Origin of the sequence: Geodermatophilus bullaregiensis (assembly GCF_016907675.1) — a bacterium.
Lineage (GTDB): Bacteria > Actinomycetota > Actinomycetes > Mycobacteriales > Geodermatophilaceae > Geodermatophilus > Geodermatophilus bullaregiensis.
Genome location: NZ_JAFBCJ010000001.1, coordinates 3476316 through 3496413, shown reverse-complemented (window position 1 = coordinate 3496413; position 20098 = coordinate 3476316). Strand labels below are relative to the sequence as shown.

General features: G+C 74.5%; 23 protein-coding genes. All 23 read left to right on the top strand.

Annotation, left to right across the window (positions count from 1 at the left end; genetic code table 11):
* Nucleotides 1-99 precede the first annotated feature (99 nt).
* The 23 genes from JOD57_RS16610 (at nt 100) to fliN (ending at nt 20094) form a co-directional block, all read left to right on the top strand.
* Complete coding sequence (locus tag JOD57_RS16610) at nt 100-1095, top strand: sigma-70 family RNA polymerase sigma factor (RefSeq protein WP_307824736.1); 996 nt, start codon at nt 100-102, stop codon at nt 1093-1095.
* 129 nt (nt 1096-1224) lie between these two features.
* Complete coding sequence (locus tag JOD57_RS16605) at nt 1225-2394, top strand: flagellin N-terminal helical domain-containing protein (RefSeq protein ID WP_204693023.1); 1170 nt, start codon at nt 1225-1227, stop codon at nt 2392-2394.
* A 97-nt stretch (nt 2395-2491) separates the two neighbouring features.
* Nucleotides 2492-3904, top strand: coding sequence for a flagellar filament capping protein FliD (gene fliD, locus JOD57_RS16600; protein ID WP_204693022.1), 1413 nt, complete (start codon nt 2492-2494; stop codon nt 3902-3904).
* A 52-nt stretch (nt 3905-3956) separates the two neighbouring features.
* Nucleotides 3957-4343, top strand: coding sequence for a flagellar export chaperone FliS (gene fliS / locus JOD57_RS16595; RefSeq protein ID WP_204693021.1), 387 nt, complete (start codon nt 3957-3959; stop codon nt 4341-4343).
* Nucleotides 4340-4684 (top strand): hypothetical protein, encoded by a 345-nt coding sequence (locus JOD57_RS16590; protein WP_204693020.1) that lies wholly within the window; start codon nt 4340-4342, stop codon nt 4682-4684. The genes fliS and JOD57_RS16590 overlap by 4 nt, the downstream gene beginning before the upstream one ends.
* A 314-nt stretch (nt 4685-4998) precedes the next feature.
* The gene (locus JOD57_RS16585; protein ID WP_204693019.1) at nt 4999-5346 is read left to right on the top strand and encodes a flagellar basal body rod protein FlgB; all 348 of its coding nucleotides are present in this window, start codon (nt 4999-5001) and stop codon (nt 5344-5346) included.
* Nucleotide 5347: 1 nt separating this feature from the next.
* A complete protein-coding gene (flgC, locus tag JOD57_RS16580) occupies nt 5348-5746 on the top strand; it encodes a flagellar basal body rod protein FlgC (RefSeq protein ID WP_204693018.1) in 399 nt (132 codons plus the stop codon).
* Between the two features lie 2 nt (nt 5747-5748).
* Nucleotides 5749-6075 carry a flagellar hook-basal body complex protein FliE gene (gene fliE / locus JOD57_RS16575; protein ID WP_204693017.1) on the top strand — a complete coding sequence of 109 codons (327 nt, stop codon included), beginning with the start codon at nt 5749-5751 and terminating at the stop codon, nt 6073-6075.
* Nucleotides 6075-7673: a flagellar basal-body MS-ring/collar protein FliF gene (gene fliF / locus JOD57_RS16570; RefSeq protein ID WP_204693016.1), complete on the top strand. Its 1599-nt coding sequence runs from the start codon at nt 6075-6077 to the stop codon at nt 7671-7673. Before fliE ends, fliF begins: the two co-directional genes overlap by 1 nt.
* Nucleotides 7670-8749: a flagellar motor switch protein FliG gene (fliG, locus tag JOD57_RS16565; RefSeq protein WP_204693015.1), complete on the top strand. Its 1080-nt coding sequence runs from the start codon at nt 7670-7672 to the stop codon at nt 8747-8749. Before fliF ends, fliG begins: the two co-directional genes overlap by 4 nt.
* 76 nt (nt 8750-8825) lie before the next feature.
* Nucleotides 8826-9617: a FliH/SctL family protein gene (locus JOD57_RS16560; RefSeq protein WP_204693014.1), complete on the top strand. Its 792-nt coding sequence runs from the start codon at nt 8826-8828 to the stop codon at nt 9615-9617.
* A complete protein-coding gene (locus JOD57_RS16555) occupies nt 9614-10921 on the top strand; it encodes a FliI/YscN family ATPase (RefSeq protein WP_204693013.1) in 1308 nt (435 codons plus the stop codon). The genes JOD57_RS16560 and JOD57_RS16555 overlap by 4 nt, the downstream gene beginning before the upstream one ends.
* Nucleotide 10922: 1 nt before the next feature.
* Nucleotides 10923-11387 carry a flagellar FliJ family protein gene (locus JOD57_RS16550; RefSeq protein ID WP_204693012.1) on the top strand — a complete coding sequence of 155 codons (465 nt, stop codon included), beginning with the start codon at nt 10923-10925 and terminating at the stop codon, nt 11385-11387.
* Nucleotides 11375-12364 carry an NlpC/P60 family protein gene (locus JOD57_RS16545; protein ID WP_204693011.1) on the top strand — a complete coding sequence of 330 codons (990 nt, stop codon included), beginning with the start codon at nt 11375-11377 and terminating at the stop codon, nt 12362-12364. Before JOD57_RS16550 ends, JOD57_RS16545 begins: the two co-directional genes overlap by 13 nt.
* Nucleotides 12361-13692 (top strand): flagellar hook-length control protein FliK, encoded by a 1332-nt coding sequence (locus tag JOD57_RS26405; protein WP_204693010.1) that lies wholly within the window; start codon nt 12361-12363, stop codon nt 13690-13692. The genes JOD57_RS16545 and JOD57_RS26405 overlap by 4 nt, the downstream gene beginning before the upstream one ends.
* Before the next feature lie 12 nt (nt 13693-13704).
* Nucleotides 13705-14124, top strand: coding sequence for a flagellar hook capping FlgD N-terminal domain-containing protein (locus JOD57_RS16535; RefSeq protein WP_204693009.1), 420 nt, complete (start codon nt 13705-13707; stop codon nt 14122-14124).
* Nucleotides 14125-14222: 98 nt separating this feature from the next.
* The gene (locus tag JOD57_RS16530; RefSeq protein WP_204693008.1) at nt 14223-15464 is read left to right on the top strand and encodes a flagellar hook protein FlgE; all 1242 of its coding nucleotides are present in this window, start codon (nt 14223-14225) and stop codon (nt 15462-15464) included.
* 311 nt (nt 15465-15775) lie between these two features.
* Nucleotides 15776-16060 (top strand): flagellar FlbD family protein, encoded by a 285-nt coding sequence (locus JOD57_RS16525; protein WP_204693007.1) that lies wholly within the window; start codon nt 15776-15778, stop codon nt 16058-16060.
* Nucleotides 16061-16063: 3 nt separating this feature from the next.
* Nucleotides 16064-16834, top strand: a complete 771-nt coding sequence (locus tag JOD57_RS16520; RefSeq protein WP_204693006.1) for a motility protein A — start codon at nt 16064-16066, stop codon at nt 16832-16834.
* Complete coding sequence (locus JOD57_RS16515) at nt 16831-17736, top strand: OmpA/MotB family protein (protein WP_204693005.1); 906 nt, start codon at nt 16831-16833, stop codon at nt 17734-17736. Before JOD57_RS16520 ends, JOD57_RS16515 begins: the two co-directional genes overlap by 4 nt.
* A complete protein-coding gene (locus tag JOD57_RS25525; protein ID WP_204693004.1) occupies nt 17733-18215 on the top strand; it encodes a flagellar basal body-associated FliL family protein in 483 nt (160 codons plus the stop codon). Before JOD57_RS16515 ends, JOD57_RS25525 begins: the two co-directional genes overlap by 4 nt.
* Before the next feature lie 152 nt (nt 18216-18367).
* Nucleotides 18368-19339 (top strand): flagellar motor switch protein FliM, encoded by a 972-nt coding sequence (locus JOD57_RS26975; RefSeq protein WP_204693003.1) that lies wholly within the window; start codon nt 18368-18370, stop codon nt 19337-19339.
* Nucleotides 19336-20094 (top strand): flagellar motor switch protein FliN, encoded by a 759-nt coding sequence (gene fliN / locus JOD57_RS16500; protein WP_204693002.1) that lies wholly within the window; start codon nt 19336-19338, stop codon nt 20092-20094. The genes JOD57_RS26975 and fliN overlap by 4 nt, the downstream gene beginning before the upstream one ends.
* Nucleotides 20095-20098 lie beyond the last annotated feature (4 nt).

The following is a 20098-nucleotide window of genomic DNA, read 5'->3' as shown; positions in this document are numbered from 1 at the left end:
GCACCGGGCGACAGACCCTCAAGCCGAGATCGCGGGATCGGCAGATGTTGCCCCTCGGAGGTGGTGCGGTCCGGCCCGGGGGCAGCCGAGGAAGCAGGCGTGCCAGCAGCCCGCCTCCCGGTGACCGAGCGCCCCGCCCACCTGCGCCCCGCCACCCCGCGCAGCGTCCCGCTGCGCGGCGCTCCCCCGCGCGTGGCCGCCCCGCCCGCCGCGACGGCGAGGTCGGAGGCCGACGTCGAGGCGCTCGTCACCGCGCACCTCCCCCTGTGCTCCTTCGCGGTCAACGCGGTCGCCGCCCGCATCTCGCTGCCCGGCCACGTCAGCCGCGACGACCTGCTCTCCTGCGCCAGGCTCGCGCTCGTCGAGGTCGCCCAGCGCTTCGACCCCTCTGCCGGGGCCGCCTTCGCCACCTACGCGCTCCCCCGCCTGCAGGGCGCCGTCCTCGACGAGCTGCGCTCCGGGGACTGGGCCAGCCGGTCGGTCCGCGCGGCCGCACGGCGCACTCAAGCCGCGGCCGACGCGCTGACCATCCGGCTGGGCCGGCCGCCCACGCGCGAGGAGCTCGCCGAGAGCCTCGGCGTCCGCCGTGGCGAGCTCGACGCGCTGCAGGTCGACGTGCACCGCGCGGTCATGGTGAGCATCGACGCGGAGAGCGGCGGCGACGGCGGCTCGCTCGATCTGCCCGACCCCGGCGAGTCCCCCGAGCGCGCGGTGCTCCGCGGCGAGCGCTCCCGCTACCTGCACGACGCGATCCGGGCACTCCCCGACCGGCTGGACGAGGTCGTGGAGCGCAACTTCTTCGGTGGGGAGTCGCTGACCGACATCGCCGCCGACCTCGGCGTCACGCTCTCCCGTGTCTCGCAGATGCGCGCCCGTGCGCTGACGCTGCTGCACGCGGCGATGAGCGAGGTCTGGGACGGCCGGGCGGTGGCCGCCGACGGCGGCGTGCGCGCCCGCAACCAGCAGCGCCTCTACGTCGACCGGGTCGCCGGCCGCGGTGCTCCCGACCGTGGGGCGCCTCCGGTCAGCGCACCCCCGCTCCCCCGCAACCGCACGGCCTGGCAGCGGGCCTACGGGGCGGCCCGACCCGCCTGAGTGAGAAAACGGGGAAGAAGATCCCGGTTCGCCTCAAGACCCGGCTGATCCCAGCCGTAACACCTCGTGCAAGCCCCGCAGCACGGATGCAGCGGGAACAGGGAAAGACCCCGTCCAAGGAGGATCACCATGGGTCTGCGCGTCAACACCAACATCGCGGCACTCAACTCGTACCGCAACCTGTCGGCCACCGACACCCAGATGGGCAAGTCGCTGGAGAAGCTCTCCAGCGGTCTGCGCATCAACCGCGCCGCCGACGACGCGGCCGGCCTGGCCATCTCCGAGGGCCTCCGCTCGCAGATCGGTGGCCTCAAGGTCGCCGTCCGCAACACCCAGGACGGCATCTCCGTCGTCCAGACCGCTGAGGGCGCTCTCACCGAGACCCACAGCATCCTGCAGCGCATGCGCGACCTGGCCGTCCAGGCCTCGTCCGACGGTGGGCTGAACGCCGACGCCAAGAAGGCCATCCAGTCGGAGATCGGCCAGCTCAAGTCCGAGCTGAACCGCATCGCCGACACCACGCAGTTCAACGGCAACAAGCTCCTCGACGGCACCTACACCGGGAAGAGCTTCCAGGTCGGCGCCAACCAGGGCGAGACGATCAGCGTGGGTGTCGCCACGGCCATGAACATCACGGGGCTGGGTGTCTCCGGGGTCTCGGTGACCGCCGGGACCGCCATCAGTGCCGTCACGGTCCAGCCGGTGACCGCTGGTGCGGCGGGCACGGTGACCATCTCGGCGACGCAGCTCGACACGCTCGACGAGCTGAAGAACCTGAACGGCACCATCACCGTCGGCAGCAAGAGCCTCGACCTGTCCACGGTCAAGCTCACCGGTGCGACCGTCGACGACCAGCGGGCCTCGCTGGTGACCGCCATCAACACCGCGTTCGGCCCCAGCGCCACCGCGGCCGGCGGTACCGGCGCGGACCCCCTGGTCATCACCGGCGTGACCGGCGGCGCCGGCGAGACGGCGCGGGCGGCGGCCGACCGTGCGGTCGTGTTCTCGGCGTCGACCGGCGCCGACACGGCCATCACGGCCATCGAGAACGCGATCAAGACCGTCTCGACGGTCCGCGCCGACCTGGGTGCCGTGCAGAACCGGTTCGAGCACACCATCAACAACCTGAACGTCGCGGTCGAGAACCTGTCGGCGTCCGAGTCGCGGGTCCGCGACACGGACATGGCGCAGGAGATGGTGAGCTTCACCCGCTCGCAGATCCTGTCGCAGGCCGGCACCGCGATGCTCGCCCAGGCCAACTCCAGCTCGCAGGGCGTCCTGCAGCTGCTGCGTGGCTGATCCCACCCCGTAACACCGCACCACCCCGGTGAGGGGGGAGGCCCCGCGCCTCCCCCCTCACCCACATCCGCCCCCGCCCGACACCGGAGGAACCGACATGGCAGGAATGGCCGTCGACGGCCTCGTCTCCGGGCTGGACACCACGAGCCTGATCAACCAGCTGGTCTCGGCCGAGGCCGCGCCGCAGACGGCGCTGAAGACCCGGCTGAGCGCGACCACGGCCGCCGCCACCGCCTACCGCACCGTCAACAGCCGCATGGACTCCCTGCGCAGCGCGGCCGAGGCGCTGAGCTCGGCCGACCTCGCCGCCGCGCGCACGGCCACCAGCAACAGCACCGACGTCACCACGAGCGCCACGTCCTCGGCGGTGACCGGCAGCAGCCTCTCCTTCTCGGTCACCGCGGTGGCCAGTGCCCACACCGTCACCAGCCACCTCGAGTGGAGCTCGGCCACCGCGGACGTGCGCACCCCCAGCGCCGGCGGCACCGACATCGGCTGGCCCATCCAGGTGCGCAAGATCGACGGGACCGCCGACGGTGCGCTCGTCGGCACCATCGACGTCCCCGCCGGCGCCACCCTGCGCGACGCCGCGGCCGCCATCAACGCCAGCGAGTACGGCCTGCGGGCCACCGTCGTCCAGCTGGCCCCGGACCGGTTCCGGCTGCAGGTCACCAGCGCGGGCACCGGCGAGGCCTCGCAGTTCCGGCTCCGCGGCGCCGGCGAGACCACCGAGACGGCGGGCTCGGCCTTCGTCGTCGAGCCCCCCGGCCGGGACGCCGAGCTGGTGCTCAGCAACGGCCTGGTCGCCCGCTCTTCGACCAACACCTTCGCCGAGCTGCTCACCGGGGTGTCGGTCACCGTGTCGAAGGCCGCCCCGACCGCGACCACGACCGTCCGGGTGGCCAGCGACCCCGAGAGCGTCGCCGCCAAGGTGCAGGCCTTCGTCGACGCCGCCAACGCGGCGCTCAAGGAGATCAGGACCCAGAGCTCCTCGGCCCAGGGCAGCACCGCCGTCCTCAAGGGCGACAGTGCCCTGAGCAGCCTGACCAGCGAGATCCTGACCAAGTTCGCGAGCGCGGTCGACACCTTCGGCTCGCCGGCGACGCTGGGCATCCAGCTGAAGAAGGACGGCACGGTGCAGTTCGACAAGGCGACGTTCCTCGCCGCCCTCGAGAGGGACCCGGCGAAGGTCCAGGGCATGCTGGGCGGCGTCCCGGCGAAGCCCGGCCCCCCCGCCACCGAAGCGGTCGAGGGCCTGGCCCAGCGTGTGCAGGCGCTGGCCCAGCGTGCCTCGGACGCGGCCACCGGCACCCTGACGAGCCTGGCCAAGGGTCGCGACACCCTCGCCAAGGACATCCAGAACCGCATCGCCGACTGGGACACCCGGCTCCAGCTGCGCAGGAACATGCTGACCCGCCAGTTCACCGCCATGGAGACGGCGTTGAGCTCCCTCAAGTCACAGTCGAGCTGGCTGGCCGGCCAGCTCGCCTCGCTGCCCAGCTCAAGCTGACGCCCGTCCGGCCGATGCTCCCCGTACCACCGCACACCCAGGAGTCAGCTCGATGAGTGCCGCGTCCCTCCGCGCCCGTTACCTCGACGACGCCGTCAGCACCGCGTCGCCGCAGCAGGTCCTGGTCATGCTCTACGACCGGCTGGCCCTCGACCTCGAGCGCGCTCAGGTGGCGCTCGCCGGCGGCCGCCCCGACGACGCCGACGCGCAGCTGCGGCACGCGCAGGAGATCGTCTTCGAGCTGCTGAGCAGCCTGCGGGTCGACGCCTGGGAGGGCGGGCCGCGCCTGGCCGCCCTCTACAACTGGCTGCTCGCCGAGCTCACGCAGGCCGGTCTCAAGCGCGACCGCAACCGGGTCGCCTCCTGCCTGCAGATCGTCGAGCCGCTGCGCGACGCGTGGCGCCAGGCCGCCGTCAGCCTGGCCGCGAGTCCCGCATGACCCCGCCGGACTCCCCGGCGGAGCGGCGCCACGCGGAGTGGACCGTCGTCCTCGAGGAGATGGAGGGCGAGGTCATCGACGCGGAGCGCTCCATCCGGGGCAACCGCGCCGAGGAGATCGCCGCCTGGGGCCGGCGCATGGAGGACTGGGTGCCGCCGAGCGCCCTCGGTCCCCTGCCGATGGACCTGCGCGAGCGCGCCGCCCGGCTGCTGCAGCACCAGCTCGCCGTCGCCGAGGAGCTCGTCGAGCGGATCACCCAGTCGCAGCGCCAGCGCGACCTGGCCGCCCGCATGGCCTACCGCCCCCGCCCGGTCGCCGCCTTCGTCGACCGCGCCCTGTGACCCCCTCCCCGTAACCCGCACTCCCCCGACCACCCGGCCGGGCCCGCCACACCCCGTGGCCGGCCCGGCCGTCGTCGTTCCCGGGCCCCGGGCGGTCACAGGCGCACCGGGCAACCCGTTCGTGCCGCCCGTCCCACCGGTCACCCGTGTGGCGGACGACGGTCAAGCGGCCGCGGCCGGCTGCCGAGGAGGGACCTGCACGGACAGCACCACTCTCGCCACGGATCGGCGGCCCTCCCCGCGCTCGCGCGGGTGTCCCGACGTACCCGGAGGCCTGTCGTGTCCTGCCGTCCTGCCCGCCGGCGGTCCGCCCGATGATCGGCGACGTCACCACGACGACGCTGCACGCCGCCCTCGCCGGGCTGGCGCAGCGCAGCCGCGTCACCGCGGACAACATCGCCAACGTCCAGACCCCGGGCTTCCTGGCCGGCCGCACCGACTTCGAGTCCTCGCTGCGCACGGAGCTGCGCCAGGGCACGTCGCCCACGGTCTCCGGTGGCTCGATCGCCCGCTCCTTGGAGCCCACCCGCGAGGACGGCAACAACGTGAACCTCGACAGCGAGACGGTCATCGCCACCGAGACCGGCCTGCGCTACCAGCTCGCCCTCAACGCGCTCGACGGCAAGTACGGCCTCCTGCGCTCGGCCCTGCGGACGGCGTGACGTGTTCGACAGCCTCGACATCTCCGGGTCCGGCCTCTCGGTGCACCGCCGCTGGATGGACGCCGTCTCGGACAACATCGCCAACATCAACACGGTCAGCTCGACCGACGGCGAGGCGTTCAAGGAGCGCATGGTGGTCGCGCAGGCCGTGGACTACGGCTCGGGCGAGGGCGGCGTGCGCATCGCCGGCGCGGAGTTCGGCAGCGGCGAGGGCCGGCTGGTCCACGAGCCCGACCACCCGCTGGCCGACGACGAGGGCTACGTGCGCTACCCCGACATCGACCTGGGTGAGCAGATGACCCAGCTGATGATGGCCCAGCGCGGCTACCAGGCGAACCTGGCGTCCATGGAGCGGGCCACCACCGCGTACCAGGCCGCCCTGCAGCTCGGGAAGGGCTGACCATGACCTCCCCCATCGGCGGCGTCTCGCTGCCCGGCGTGCCCAGCATCGGTGCCCTCGGCGGGGTCGGCGACGCCACCGCCGCGGCGTCCGCGCCGAGCACCACCGGCGACGGCTTCGCCGCCACCCTGGCCGGCGCGGTCGACCAGCTGCAGGGCCTGCAGTCGACGTCGAGCGGTCTGGCCACCGCGGCCGCCACCGGCGACCTCAAGGACGTGCACGACTACATGATCGCCGCGCAGGAGGCCTCGCTGGCCACCGAGGTGGTCGTGACGCTGAAGAACAAGGCCGTCGAGGCCTTCACCGAGATCATGAGGATGCCCATCTGATGCCCGCCGCACTCGCCGGGCCGCTGGGGAAGCTGCGCAGCGCCCTGGACGCGATCAGTCTCGGCCAGAAGGTCGTCATCGGCCTGCTCGTCGCCGCGCTGGGCCTGGGCGGCTTCTCCTTCTACAGCTGGATCACCACGCCGACGATGGCGCCGCTGTTCTCCAACCTGGCCTCGACCGACGCCTCGGCGATCGTCGACGAGCTCAACGCGAGCGGTGTCGCCTACGAGCTCGCCGACGGCGGCGGCACGATCATGGTCGCCAACGACCAGGTCTACGACCTGCGCCTGCAGATGAGCGGCAAGGGCCTGCCGGCCGGCTCCGACACCGGCTACGCCCTCCTCGACGAGCAGGCCATCACCACCAGCGAGTTCCAGCAGCAGGTGCAGTACCAGCGCGCCGTCGAGGGCGAGCTGGCCAACACCCTCGAGGCCCTCGACGGCGTCTCGCAGGCGGTCGTGCACGTGGCGCTGCCGGAGGACGAGGTCTTCGCCACCGACGAGGGCGAGCCGACCGCCTCGGTGCTGCTGGACCTGGCGCCGGGCACCGACCTCGGCGGCGAGCAGATCCAGTCGATCACCAACCTGGTCTCCTCGAGCATCGAGGGCATGGACCCCGAGCAGGTCACCGTCAGCGACTCGACCGGCCAGCTGCTCTCGGCCGCCGGCCAGGGCGTGACGTCGGCGTCCGGCGACGCCCGCTCGCAGATGGAGACCGACTACGAGACCCGGCTGGCCGCCAACGCCCAGTCGATCCTCGACACGGTCCTCGGCGCCGGCAACGCCCGGGTCTCGGTCCGCGCCGACCTGGACATGTCGCAGCGCGACAGCACCGCGACGACCCACGGCTACACCGAGGGCACCCCGCCGGAGTCCGAGCAGACCTCGCGCGAGACCTACACCGGCGACGGCACGGCCGTCGGCGGCGTCCTCGGGCCGGAGAACACCGCCGACGCCGCGGACGGCACCGGCGGCGGGCAGGCGACCTACGAGACCGAGTCGACGACGGCCAACAACTCCGTCGACGAGACCGTCACCAACACCGTCACCGCCCCGGGCGAGGTCAAGCGGCTCACCGTGGCCGTCGTGCTCAACGACACCGTCGCCGGTGACCTCAACCAGGCGCAGGTGCAGGACCTGGTCGGCAACGCGGTCGGCCTGGACGCGGCCCGCGGTGACGACATCAGCCTCGCCTCGCTGGCCTTCGACACCAGCGCCGCCGACGAGGCGGCCGCCGAGATGGCCGCGGCCCGCGAGGCCGAGCAGCAGGCGCAGATGTGGTCGCTGATCAGGACCGGCGGCATCGCGCTGGGCATCGCGCTGCTCGTGCTCGTCGTCTGGCTGCGCTCGCGCCGCCGCGGCGAGGACGAGGAGGACGACGAGGACTACCCGCTCGAGCTGGACGAGGGCGTCATGGCCGAGCTCGAGCGGCTGCGGGTGGCCAGCGCGCGGGACGACACCGCCGTCCTGGACAACCGGGCGCTGGAACTGGAGGCCGCGGAGCGGCAGCGGGTGCGGGGGGAGATCTCGAGCATGGTCAGCGAGCGTCCGGACGAGGTGGCGCAGATGCTGCGCGGTTGGCTGAGTGATGTGAAGTGACGCTGGCCAGTGTCGAGCAGCTGGTGGGCGCGGGCGGGACCAACCTCCCCGCGCTGCCGCCGGCTCCCCCGCGCCCCGAGCTGCCGGGCCTGCGCAAGGCCGCGGTCTTCCTCGCGCAGATGAACAAGGAGGAGGCCGGCGTCCTGCTGGCCAAGCTGCGGCCCCGCGAGGTCGAGGCCCTCACCCGCGAGATCATGAAGCTCGGCTCCATCGAGCCCGATGACGTCGACGGCGTGCTCACCGAGTTCCACCAGATGATGAGCGCGCAGCGCTACGTCGGCCGCGGTGGCGTGGACTTCGCCCGCGAGATCCTGGCCGCGGGCCTGGGCGAGGACAAGGCCGAGGGCATCCTGGCCCGGCTCAACGTCGTCTACACCGAGGTCCCGTTCGCCTCGCTGCGCAACGCCGACGTCCGCCAGCTGGTCACGTTCCTCAAGGACGAGCACCCGCAGGTCATCGCGCTGGTCCTGGCGCACCTGAGCGCCGCGCAGTCGGCCGAGGTGCTCTCCGGCTTCAACCCCGAGCAGCAGGCCGAGGTGGCCCACCGGATCGCCACGATGGACCGCACCTCCCCGGAGATGGTGCGCCTGGTCGAGGAGGAGCTGGGCCGGCGCATGGGCTCGCTGCTCGCCCACCAGGACATGTCCACCGTCGGCGGCGTGGAGACCCTCGTCGAGATCATCAACCGCTCGCCGCGGCCGACCGAGCGCTCGATCCTCGAGTGGCTCGACAGCTCCGACCCGGAGCTGGCCGAGCAGGTGCGCGCGCAGATGTTCGTCTTCGAGGACATCGTCACCATCGACGACCGCTCCATGCAGCTGGTGCTGCGCGAGGTCGCGGGCAACGAGCTTGCCACCGCCCTCAAGGGCGTGCGCCCCGACGTCCGGGACAAGGTCGTCCGCAACCTCTCCGAGCGCGCCGCCGAGAACCTCGCCGAGGAGATCGAGCTGCTCGGCCCGGTCCGCGCCCGCACGGTCGAGGAGGCCCAGGGCAAGGTCGTCGCGGTCATCCGCACCCTCGAGGAGCAGGGCGTGCTGACCATCTCGCGCGGCGGGGACGATGAGTTCGTCTCCTGAAGGACCCCAGGAAGGACCCCGTCCCCCCCACCGCTCGCGCGCTCGCGGCGGGACCCTGGACGGGGCCGCTCACCGGATGGGCCGGGACACCGTGCTGCTGCGCGGGGCCTCGGCCAGCGCGGCAGCGCCCTACCGCTCGGTCCCGGGGACGACGGTGCCGGCGGCGCCGCGGCCCGCGCCGCAGCCGGCCGGCCCGTCCCCCGTGGTGGCCACCGCCCCCGAGGTCGTCGAGCGGCGCGCCACCACCCGCCGCGCCGCCGACCTCCCGGTGCCCAACGGCCGCGGCGTGCTGCGGCTCGGCGACGTCTACGCCGAGGAGCTGACCCGGCTGCGCGAGTTCGCGCACGGCGAGGGCTTCTCGGCCGGCCACGCCGAGGGCATCGCGGTCGCCGGCCAGGTGGTCGCCGAGGCCGAGGCCGCCGCGGCGGCCCGGCTGGCCGACGTGCAGGCTCGCTGGGAGCGGCGGATGGCCTCGGCGACCGCGGCGCTCGGCGCCGCCGTCGCCGCCCTGGAGGCCGCCGCCGTGCCGACCGCCGACGACGTGCGCGACACCGTCCTCGACGGCGTGCTCACGCTGGTCGAGGACCTCCTCGGCCGGGAGCTGTCGGCCACCACCACCGCCGGGGTCGACGCCATCCGCCGCGCGCTGACGCTGGTGCCGTCCGACGCGCCGGCGGTCGTGCGGCTGCACCCCGACGACCTCGCCGAGGTGCCGCCTTCGGCGCTGGCCGCGCTGCCGCCCACGGTCACCGTGGTCGGCGACGGGACCGTCGAGCGGGCCGGCGCGATCGCCGAGTCCGGTCCGCGCCGGGTCGACGCGCAGCTGTCGACGGCGCTGGCGCGGGTCCGGGCGGTGCTGTCGGCGTGAGCGCCGCCGCCGTCCTCGCCCGGGCCCGTCTCGCCGCGCGCCCCGAGCTCACCGGCTCCGTCGTCGGCGCCATGGGCCTGACCCTCACCGTGGAGGGCGTCGTCGCCGCGGTCGGCGACCTGGTCGAGGTCGACCCCGGCCCGCGCGGGCTGATGGCCGAGGTCGTCGCCGTCTCCCGCGACCGGCTCACCTGCATGCCGCTGGGCGAGCTCGGCGGCGTCCACGCCGGGGCGCCGGTCCGCAACACCGGCATGCCGCTGCAGGTGCCGGTCGGCGAGGCGCTGCTCGGCCGGGTGCTCGACGGCCTGGGGCGGCCCGTGGACGGGCACGGCCCGCTCGGCGCGGGCGTCGACTGGGTGGACCTGGCCAGCGAGACGCCGCACGCGCTGTCGCGCCGCCGGGTCGAGGAGCCGCTGCCGGTCGGCGTCCGCGCGCTGGACACCCTCGTGCCGGTCGGCAAGGGGCAGCGGCTGGGCATCTTCGCCGGCTCCGGCGTCGGCAAGTCCACCCTGCTCGCGCAGATCACCCGCGGCACCGAGGCCGACGTCCGCGTCATCGGGCTGATCGGCGAGCGCGGCCGCGAGGTCAAGGAGTTCCTCGAGGAGAACCTCGGCGCCGAGGGCATGGCCCGCACCGTCGTCGTCGTCGCCACCTCCGACGAGCCGCCGCTGGTGCGGCTCAAGGCCGCGTTCGTGGCCACCCGCATCGCCGAGGGCTTCCGCGACCAGGGCCGCGACGTGCTGCTGCTCATGGACTCGATCACCCGCACCGCGATGGCCCAGCGCGAGGTCGGCCTCTCGGCCGGCGAGCCGCCCGCCACCCGGGGCTACCCGCCGAGCGTCTTCGCGATGATGCCCAAGCTGCTGGAGAAGGCCGGCCCCGGCGCGACCGGGTCGATCACCGGCCTCTACACCGTGCTGGTCGAGGGCGACGACCACAACGAGCCGATCGCCGACACCGCCCGCTCGATCCTCGACGGGCACGTGGTGCTCACCCGCAGGCTCGCCACCACCGGCCACTTCCCGGCCATCGACGTCCTGGAGTCGATCTCCCGCGTCGCCGGGGCGGTGACGACGCCGGCCCGCATGGCCGACGCCCGCGAGGCCCGCCGACTGCTCGGCGCGCTGCGCGACGTCAAGGAGCTGGTGGAGATCGGCGCCTACCAGCCGGGCAGCGACCCGCTGGTCGACCGCGCCCGGGTGCTCTCCCCGGCGCTGGACGCCTTCCTGCGCCAGCCGCTGGACGACACGACCGCCCCCGACGACGCGTGGTCGATGCTGCACCGGCTCGTGACGGCGGGCTGACGTGGGCAAGCGGGCCGCCTTCCGGCTCGAGCCGGTGCTGCGGATCCGCCGCGCGGCCGAGCAGGCCGCCTCCCAGGCCGCCGCCGAGGCCGACGCCGCGGCACGGGAGGCGCACCGCCGCGCCGACGAGCAGGCCGCCGCACTGGCCACCCGGCTGCCCCCGCCGTCGGCGCCCGCGCACGTCTTCCTCGCCGCGATGGTCGCATCGGGCGCCGCGGCTGCCGATGTGACAGCTGCACGGGCGACGGCGCAGGCCTCGGCCGAGCACGCCGGACTGCTCCGCGCGCGGTGGACTGCCGCCGCCCAGGAGACCAAGGCGCTGGAGAAGCTGCGCGAGCGGCACCTCCTGGCGCTGCGGACCGCCGAGGCCGCCGCGGAGGAGCGGGCCGTCGACGACCTGGTGACGCGCCGGCACGCGGTGCGCGCCGCGGGGAACGAGGGAGAGGAGGAGCCGTGGAGGGCCTGACCGCGGTGCACAGCCGCATCGCCGAGATCCAGAACCGGATCCTGACCTTCGCCTCGGCGTCGTCGACCTCGACGTCGGCCGCCACGTCGTCGGCGTGGTCGAGCGCGGCCGCGGCCGCCGGCCTCACCGGCACGTCGGCCACCGCCGCGACCGCGGCGCCGGGGAGCAGCGACCTCGAGTCGCAGGTCGTCGCGGCGGCGTCGCAGTACCTCGGCGTCCCCTACGCCTGGGGCGGCACCGACCCCTCGGTCGGGCTGGACTGCTCCGGCCTGGTGCAGCGGGTCTTCGCCGACCTCGGCATCGACCTGCCGCGCACCAGCTCGCAGCAGGCGACCGCCGGCACGCCGGTCGCGAGCCTCGACGAGGCGCGCCCCGGCGACCTCGTCTTCTTCGACAACTCCTCGTCACGCCCGGGCATCGACCACGTCGGCATCTACGTCGGCGACGGCAAGATGATCGCCGCCCCGCAGGCGGGCGAGAAGGTCAGGATCCAGGACGTCGGCGACCCGGCGCTCATCCGCCGGGTGCTGCCGCCGGCCGCCGCCGCGTCGGGCCCCGCGCCGGCCCTCGCGGCGACCGGCACCGGGTCGGGCCTGGCCGGCGTCCCCTACGCCGACCTGTTCGCCGCCGCCGGCGCGCGGCACGGCGTCGACCCGGCGCTGCTGGCCGCCGTGGCGAAGGTCGAGTCCGGCTTCGACTCCTCCGCCGTCTCCTCCGCGGGGGCCACCGGCCTCATGCAGTTCATGCCGGCCACAGCCCGCGGCCTCGGCGTCGACCCCTCCGACCCGGCGTCGGCGGTCGACGGCGCGGCCCGCTACCTGCGCCAGCTCACCGACCGCTTCGGCTCCACCGACCTGGCGCTGGCCGCCTACAACGCCGGGCCGAGCGCGGTGGCGCGCGCCGGCGGTATCCCGCCCTACGCCGAGACCCAGTCCTACGTCCGGAAGGTCACCAGCGCCGCGGAGGCGTACTCATGACAGCTCCAGCCCTGACCGCCGTCCTCCCCGCCCCCGCCCCCGCGGCGGCCCCGCCCGCCGCCGACCCCGGCTCGGCCGCCGGCTTCGCCTCCGCGCTCGACACCGCGGTGGCCGACAGCACCTCCGCCGACGCCGGCACCGGCCGGGCCGCGGCCGACGACGACGTCCCGGCCGACGACGAGGTCGCGCCCGCACGTCCCGAGGTCCCCGGCGACGTGCCCGACGCCCCCGCGGACGGGACGCCGGTCGCCGGCCTGCCCGCCGGGTGGGCGCTCGCGCTGGTCCTGGGCACCCCGGTCCCGCACGGGAACGGCCCGGGGTCGACCGCCGCGCACGGCGCCGTGGCCGCCGGCGAGGTGGCCGTCCCCGGCGTCGCCGCCGGCCTGCCGCGCGGCCTCGCCGGCGCCGAGCCCCTCGCGGGAGCCCTCCCCGGGGCCGCACCGGCCACCCCCGGCACGCCCGCGACCGGTCTGCCCCTCCCCGCCGACCCGGCCGGCGCGGTCCCCGCCACCGGCGTCCCGTCCGCCGCGCCGGCAGCGGCCGCCCCGGCACCCACCACGCCCGCGGCCGCGCTGCCCGAGGTCCTGGTCGTCGTCGCCGCGGGCCCCGCCCCCGCCGCCGCTCCCGCCACCGCCCCCGCCGACCCCGGGCCGGGCACCTCCGCGCCGTCGCCCGTCGGCGCGACCGCCGCGGCACCGGTCCCCGCCGGGGCGGCCGGCGGGGGCGCGCAGCCGGGCACCGGCGACCCGCAGGACCGCCCGGGCGACTCCCCGGCCGCCGTCCCCACGGCTCCCGCCGCGGGTGCCGCCCCCGCCCCGACGGCACCGGTCGCCACGACCCCGGCCGTCCCGGCGGCGACCGACACCCCCGCCCCGCCGGTCGCCGGCCAGGTCGCCCCCGCCGTCGCCACGCTGGCCTCCGGTCCCGACGGCACCCACACGATGACGCTGGTGCTCACGCCCGAGACGCTCGGCCAGGTCGAGGTCCGGGTCACCGTGACCGCGGGCACCCTGGACCTCTCCCTGCGCGGCGCCTCCGAGCACGGCCGGGCCGCGCTGCTCGACGCCCTGCCCGACCTGCGCCGCGACCTGGAGGGCGCCGGCCTGACCTGCTCGCGGCTGCAGGTCGACCGCGACCCGGCCGGCTCGGCACAGTCGCAGGCACAGCAGGCCTGGCAGCAGGCCCAGCAGGGCGGCGACCGCTCCGGCGGTCGCGGCCAGGCCGACGACCGCGCCCGCCCGTGGCAGCGCGGCACCGACCCCGACGGGAGCCGACCGGCTGCCGCCGCCATCCACCCCGCGTCGAGCGGCCTCGACGTCCGGGCCTGAGAGGAGCCGACGATGACCGACCCCGTGGGCGGTGTGGGCAGCACCCCGGCCTCGTACACCGCCACGACCTCGGTGGACCGCAGCGACCAGATGGGCAAGGACACGTTCCTGCAGCTCCTGGTCGCCCAGATGCGCTACCAGGACCCGGGCAACCCCACGAGCACGACCGAGTTCATGTCGCAGACGGCGACGTTCACGCAGGTCGAGAAGCTCGAGGAGATCGCCTCGCAGAACGCCTCGCTGCTGTCCCTGCAGCGCTCCCTGTCCGCGGGGGCGCTGGTCGGCCACACCGTCAGCTGGACCGCCGAGGACGGCACCACCCAGACCGGGTCGGTCTCCTCCGTCCGCTTCAGCGGCGACGAGCCCACCGCGGTCGTCGCGGGCACCGAGGTGTCCCTCGGCCGCCTGACCGAGATCTCGCTGCCGGCATAGCGAAGGACCCCCCTGCCACCCGCAGCTCGCGAGCTCGCGGTGGGGCCCTGCAGGGGGGCCACCACCGACCTCTGACCTCCTCCTGAAAGGCCTCCCCCGTGCTCCGATCGATGTTCTCGGCCATCTCCGGCCTGCGCGCCCACCAGACCAAGCTCGACGTCACCGGCAACAACATCGCCAACGTCAACACGGTCGGCTACAAGTCGAGCCAGACCGTCTTCGAGGACACCCTGTCCCAGGTCATCCGCAACGGCTCGGCACCGACCGACCAGACCGGCGGCACCAACCCCGCGCAGGTCGGTCTCGGCGTCAAGGTCGCCGGCATCACGACCAACTTCGGCCAGGGCTCCACGCAGAACACCGGCCGCTCGACCGACTTCATGATCAGCGGCGACGGGTTCTTCGTGACCCGGTCGGGCAACGAGTCGCTGTACACCCGCGCGGGGTCCTTCGACTACGACGGCCTCGGCAACCTGGTCACGCCCGACGGCGCCCAGCTGCAGGGTTGGATGGCCCAGGACGGCGTCGTCTCCACCAACGGCGCGATCGGCCCGCTGACGATCCCCTTCGGCCAGGTCATGGCCCCGACGCGGACCCGCGAGGGGACGGTCGTCGGCAACCTGTCGACGGCGTCGACGGCCGCCGACCCCCTCGCCACCCCGCCGGTCGCGGCCACCGCGGTGCAGACGCAGATCACCGCCTACGACTCGCTGGGCACCGCCCACCAGATCGCCCTGACCTTCACCAAGGCCGGCGCCAACCAGTGGGACGTGGCCGCCAGCGAGGGCGGCGTGCCCATCGGCGGCGCCCAGCGCATGTCCTTCGACCCGTCGACCGGCCTGCCGCTGACCGGCACCGCGTTCACCGTCCCGGTCGCCGGCGCCAACTGGCCCGGCGGTGGCATCGCCGTCGACCTCAACGGGATGACCGAGTTCGGCGGCAAGACGTCGCTGACCCCGGACGACGTCGACGGCAACGCCATGGGCACGCTGCAGTCGATCTCGCTGAGCGGCGACGGCACGATCATGGGCGTCTACTCCAACAGCCTGCGCGAGCCGATCGGCAAGCTGGCGCTGGCCACCTTCGCCAACCCCAGCGGCCTGTCCAAGGCCGGGAACACCAGCTTCCGGGTGGGCGACAACTCCGGTCAGCCGGTCATCGGCGAGGCCGGCAGCGGTGGCCGCGGCTCGCTGACCGCGGGCGCGCTGGAGATGTCCAACGTCGACCTCGCCGAGGAGTTCACCGGCCTGATCGTCGCCCAGCGCGGCTTCCAGGCCAACAGCCGCGTCATCACAAGCTCCGACGAGATCCTGCAGGACCTGGTCAACCTCAAGCGCTGACCGAGGGCCCCTCGCCCTCCACGCCGCGCTCCGCTCGGCGCGGGCCCCCCGCGAGGGGGCCGTCACCGGCCCGGCACCCGCTCCCCCGGGGTACCGGGCCGCGTCGCGTCGTCCCTCGGTCCGCTCCTCGCGCGCGAGCGGCGGCCCGGGACGCGTGTGACGTGCGGGAACGCGGTGCCCGGTCACCCGCGCGGGGGATGCGGCGGGGGCGGTTCGGCTCAAGCAGCGCGCGCGCAGGACCGATGGTCTCTGCGACCGGCACCGCACCCACCGCGGCCGCCTCCCGCCCCACCGAGCCAGAGGACCGACCCGTGATCCGTGTGACGCGCCTGAACGGGGAGCACTTCGCGCTCAACCCCGACCTCATCGAGCGGGTCGAGGGTCACCCCGACACCGTGCTGTTCCTCGTCGACGGCACCAAGTACATCGTCTCCGAGCACGTCGACGACGTCCTCGACGAGATCCGCGAGTACCGCGCGAGCATCCTCGCCACCGCCTACGCGATGGACCGCGGCACCTACCGCACCCCCGCCCAGCCGGCCGACGACGCGCCCCGCGCGTCGGTCGTGCCCTTCCCGGCCCGCGAGGAGCGCTGACCCGTGGACCCCTCCACCCTCATCGGGTTCGTCATCTCGCTCGTCGCCCTCCTGGTCTTCATGGTCATGGAGGGCGCCGACCCGACGTCGCTGCTGTTCCTCCCCGCCATCATCCTGGTGATCGTCGCCACCTTCGGCGCGGCGATGTCCGGCCAGACGATGAGCGACCTCACGAAGGTGGGTGGCTGGTTCAAGCTGGCCCTCATGCCGGCCAAGGTGCCGCCGGCGACCGACCAGATCCAGACGCTGGTCACCCTCGCCGAGAAGGCCCGCAAGGAGGGGCTGCTGGCGCTGGAGGCCCAGGTCAAGTCGATCGAGGACCCGTTCCTCAAGCGCGGCCTGCAGATGGGCATCGACGGCACCGACCCCGAGGAGCTGCGCGCCGTCCTGGAGAGCGAGATCGCGGCCATGAAGGCGGAGGACAAGGTCGCCGCCAAGTTCATGACCACGATGGGCGGCTACGCGCCGACCATCGGCATCGTCGGTTGCATCGTCGGCCTGATGAACGTGATGGGGAGCCTCAGCAACCCCGAGGCCCTGGGCCCGATGATCGCCGCGGCCTTCGTCGCCACGCTGTGGGGCGTCATGGCCGCCAACTTCTGGTTCCTGCCGATGGGCGCCAAGATCGTGCGGGTCAGCGAGCTGAAGGCGGCCCAGATGGAGCTGCTCGTCGAGGGCATCGCCGAGATCCAGGCCGGCACCAGCCCGCGCGCCGTCCGGCTCAAGCTCACCTCCCTCATCCCGCCCAGTGAGGTCGCCAAGGAGGCGGCATGAGCTCCGGCGGCCACGGCGGCCGCCGCCGGGCCAGGAAGCACGAGGAGGAGGAGCACGAGAACCACGAGCGGTGGCTGGTGTCCTACGCGGACATGATGACGCTGCTCCTCGTGCTGTTCGTGGTGCTCTTCGCGATGAGCCAGGTGGACAAGGAGAAGTTCGCCGCCCTCGCCAGCGGGCTCTCGGAGGCCTTCGGCGCCCCCGTGACCGCGATGCAGGGATCGGCGGGCAACCCCGAGGCCTCGGTCCTGGACTCCCTCGACGCCGCCGTCGACGTGCAGATCCCGCCCGCCCCGGCCGCGCAGGAGTCGGTCGACGCCGCGGCCGCCGAGGCCGCCCGGCAGGAGGCCCAGCGGGTCGCCGCGGAGGCCCAGGCGGAGTACGACGAGCTGGCCGCCGCGCGCGACGCGATCGACGCCGCCCTCGCCGCCGCCGGGTACGCCGACACCGCCCGCTACGAGATCGACGAGCGCGGCCTGGTCGTGCACATCGTGTCCGACCCGGTCCTCTTCGGTCCCGAGGAGGCCGACCTGCGGCCACAGGGCCGCGACATCCTCGACGCCGTCGCCCCGACGCTGGCCGCGCTGCCCAACCGGCTGGGCATCGAGGGCCACGCCAACCACCTGCCGGTGACCCCGGGCGGGCGGTGGCCGTCGAACTGGGAGCTGTCGGCCTACCGGGCCACCACCGTCGTCCGGTACCTGGCCGCCGCCGGCGTCCCGCAGGACCGCCTGTCCGGCACCGGCTACTCCGACACCCGCCCGCTGGTGCCGAGGACCGACCCGGACGCCGTCTCCGTCAACCGCCGCGTCGACATCGTCGTGGTGTCGAACGCCTCCGCCGAGGCCACCGAGCTGCTGCCCGGCCTCGACGCCCCCGCACAGGAAGGCACTCCCGAGTGAGCACCAAGAGCAAGGCCAAGGACAAGGAGAAGGACGCCGACGGCGAGGAGGCCGCGGGCGGTGGCAAGAAGAAGCTGCTGCTCGTCCTGGTCGTCCTCCTGGCCGCCGCCGGCGCCGCCGCGTACTTCTTCCTGTTCGCCGGCAGCGGCGAGGCCGCGGCCGAGGAGCCGGTGGCCGGCGAGGTCGTCGCCCTCGAGCCGGTGACGGTCAACCTGGCCGGCGGCGGCTACCTCAAGGTCGGCATCAGCCTGCAGACGACCGAGGACGCCGCCGGCGGCGGGCACGGGAGCGGCGGCGTCGACGGGTCCAAGGCCCTCGACATCCTCATCGCCACCTACTCGCAGGCGCAGCCCGCCGACGTGACCGGCGCCCGCGAGGCGCTCAAGGAGTCGCTGGAGCAGCAGATCATCGAGGCCTACACCGACCACGACGTGGAGATGGTCATGGGGATCTACTTCACCGAGTACGTCACCCAGTGACCGCAGCGCCACCGGCCCCTGCGGTGGCGCCGGCCCCACCGGACACACCTCGGTGACACCCCGGCGCACCACGCGTCACACCCTCCCCGGCTGACCGGCGGCGCCCCGCGCCGCCGGTCAGCTCGCGTTCCGGGCCCGCCGATGAGGGGACCGTGACCCGCCCCGAGAACGCGACCGCGCCCACCGGGCCCGGTCCGCAGTCGCCGGGCGTGGGCGGCCGCAGCCGGCGCGGTGCGCCCCGCACCTACGACTTCCGCCGCCCGACCAAGCTCTCCCGCGAGCACGTCCGCGTCCTGCAGATCGCGCAGGAGTCCTTCGCCCGCCAGGCGACGACGGTCCTCACCACCCTGCTGCGCACCGGCGCCCGGCTGGAGCTGCTCGGCATCGAGCAGCACTCCTACGACGACTACGTCGCCACGCTGCCCAAGCCCTGCTTCCTGTCGACGTTCACCCTCGAGCCGCTGGCCGGCAAGGGGCTGCTGGCCTACCCGCTCGACATCGCGATGGCCACCGTCGACCACATGCTCGGCGGCTCCGGCGCCGCCACGCAGCCCGAGCGGCCCATGACGGCGATGGAGACCACCATCACCGGGCAGCTGCTCACCCGGCTGCTGCAGGAGTTCACCGCGGCGTTCACCCACGTGGCCGACCTGCGGCCGGTCTCCGACGGGATCGAGTACGACCCCGCGCTGGCCCAGGCCGCGGCCGGCTCGGACACGGTGATGGTCGCCCGCTTCACCATGACCATCGGCAGCCGCGAGGGCGACGCCTCGCTGGTGCTGCCGTTCTCCTCCTTCGCCAACGCGCTCAACAGCGCCGCGTCCCCGCAGCTGTCGGAGTCCGCGCAGCGGGAGCGGCAGCGCGCCGCCGAGGCCCTCGCCGACCGGCTCGAGCTGGTGCCGGTCGACGTCAGCGTGCGGTTCACGCCGCTCGAGGTCTCCTCCGAGGACCTGCTCAGCCTCACCGTCGGTGACGTCCTGCTGCTGAGCCACCCGCGCGACGCCCCGCTCGAGGTCACCACCAACGACGTCACGTTCGCCCACGCGATCGCCAGCAACCACCGGCGTCGGCTGGCCGCCGCCATCGTCCCCACCCCGTCCGCCGCCGCGAAGGACCCCGCATGACCGCCACGCTCGACCCCGCCCAGGCCCACTCGCAGGCGTCGGAGACCATCACCGCCGTCGTCGTCGCCGCCGCGCGGGCCGCGGCCGCCCTCGTCCCGGCCGGCACCGAGCTGGCGCCGGGCGCTGCGGTGACCGACCCCGACGCCGTCCCGCTGCCGCCGTCCGCGGCCGCCGCGGTCAGCGCCCGGCTCTCCGGCGAGGTCACCGGCGACGTCGTCCTGGTGCTCTCCGCCGAGGTCGTCGAGGCACTCGACAACTCCCCCGTCGGCCCGATGGACGTGGCCACCGCGCTGCGCCCGGCACTGGAGGCGGCCGCGGCCACCCTCGGCCGGGTCCGCGTGGACGCCGAGCGGACCGAGGACCCGGTGACCGCGCTCGACGGGCTGCGGGACAAGGGCATGTTCGTCGCCGTCCCGCTCGTCGCCGGCGACGACCACCAGGCGACCCTCGCGCTGCAGGTGACGCTGCCGACCGCGGCGCGCACCCAGCGCGGCAGCCTGGAACTGCTGCGGCACGTGGCCATGGAGGTCACCGTCGAGATCGGCCGCACCCGGATGACCGTGGGCGAGCTGCTCTCGCTGCACCCCGGCGAGGTCGTCGAGCTCGACCGCGCGGCCAGCGCCCCGGCCGACCTGCTGGTCAACGGCACGCTCATCGCCCGCGGCGAGGTCGTCGTCGTCGACGAGGACTTCGGCCTGCGGATCAGCGAGATCGTCACCGACGCCGCCACGGAGATCGGGCAGGCCGCGTCGTGACGTG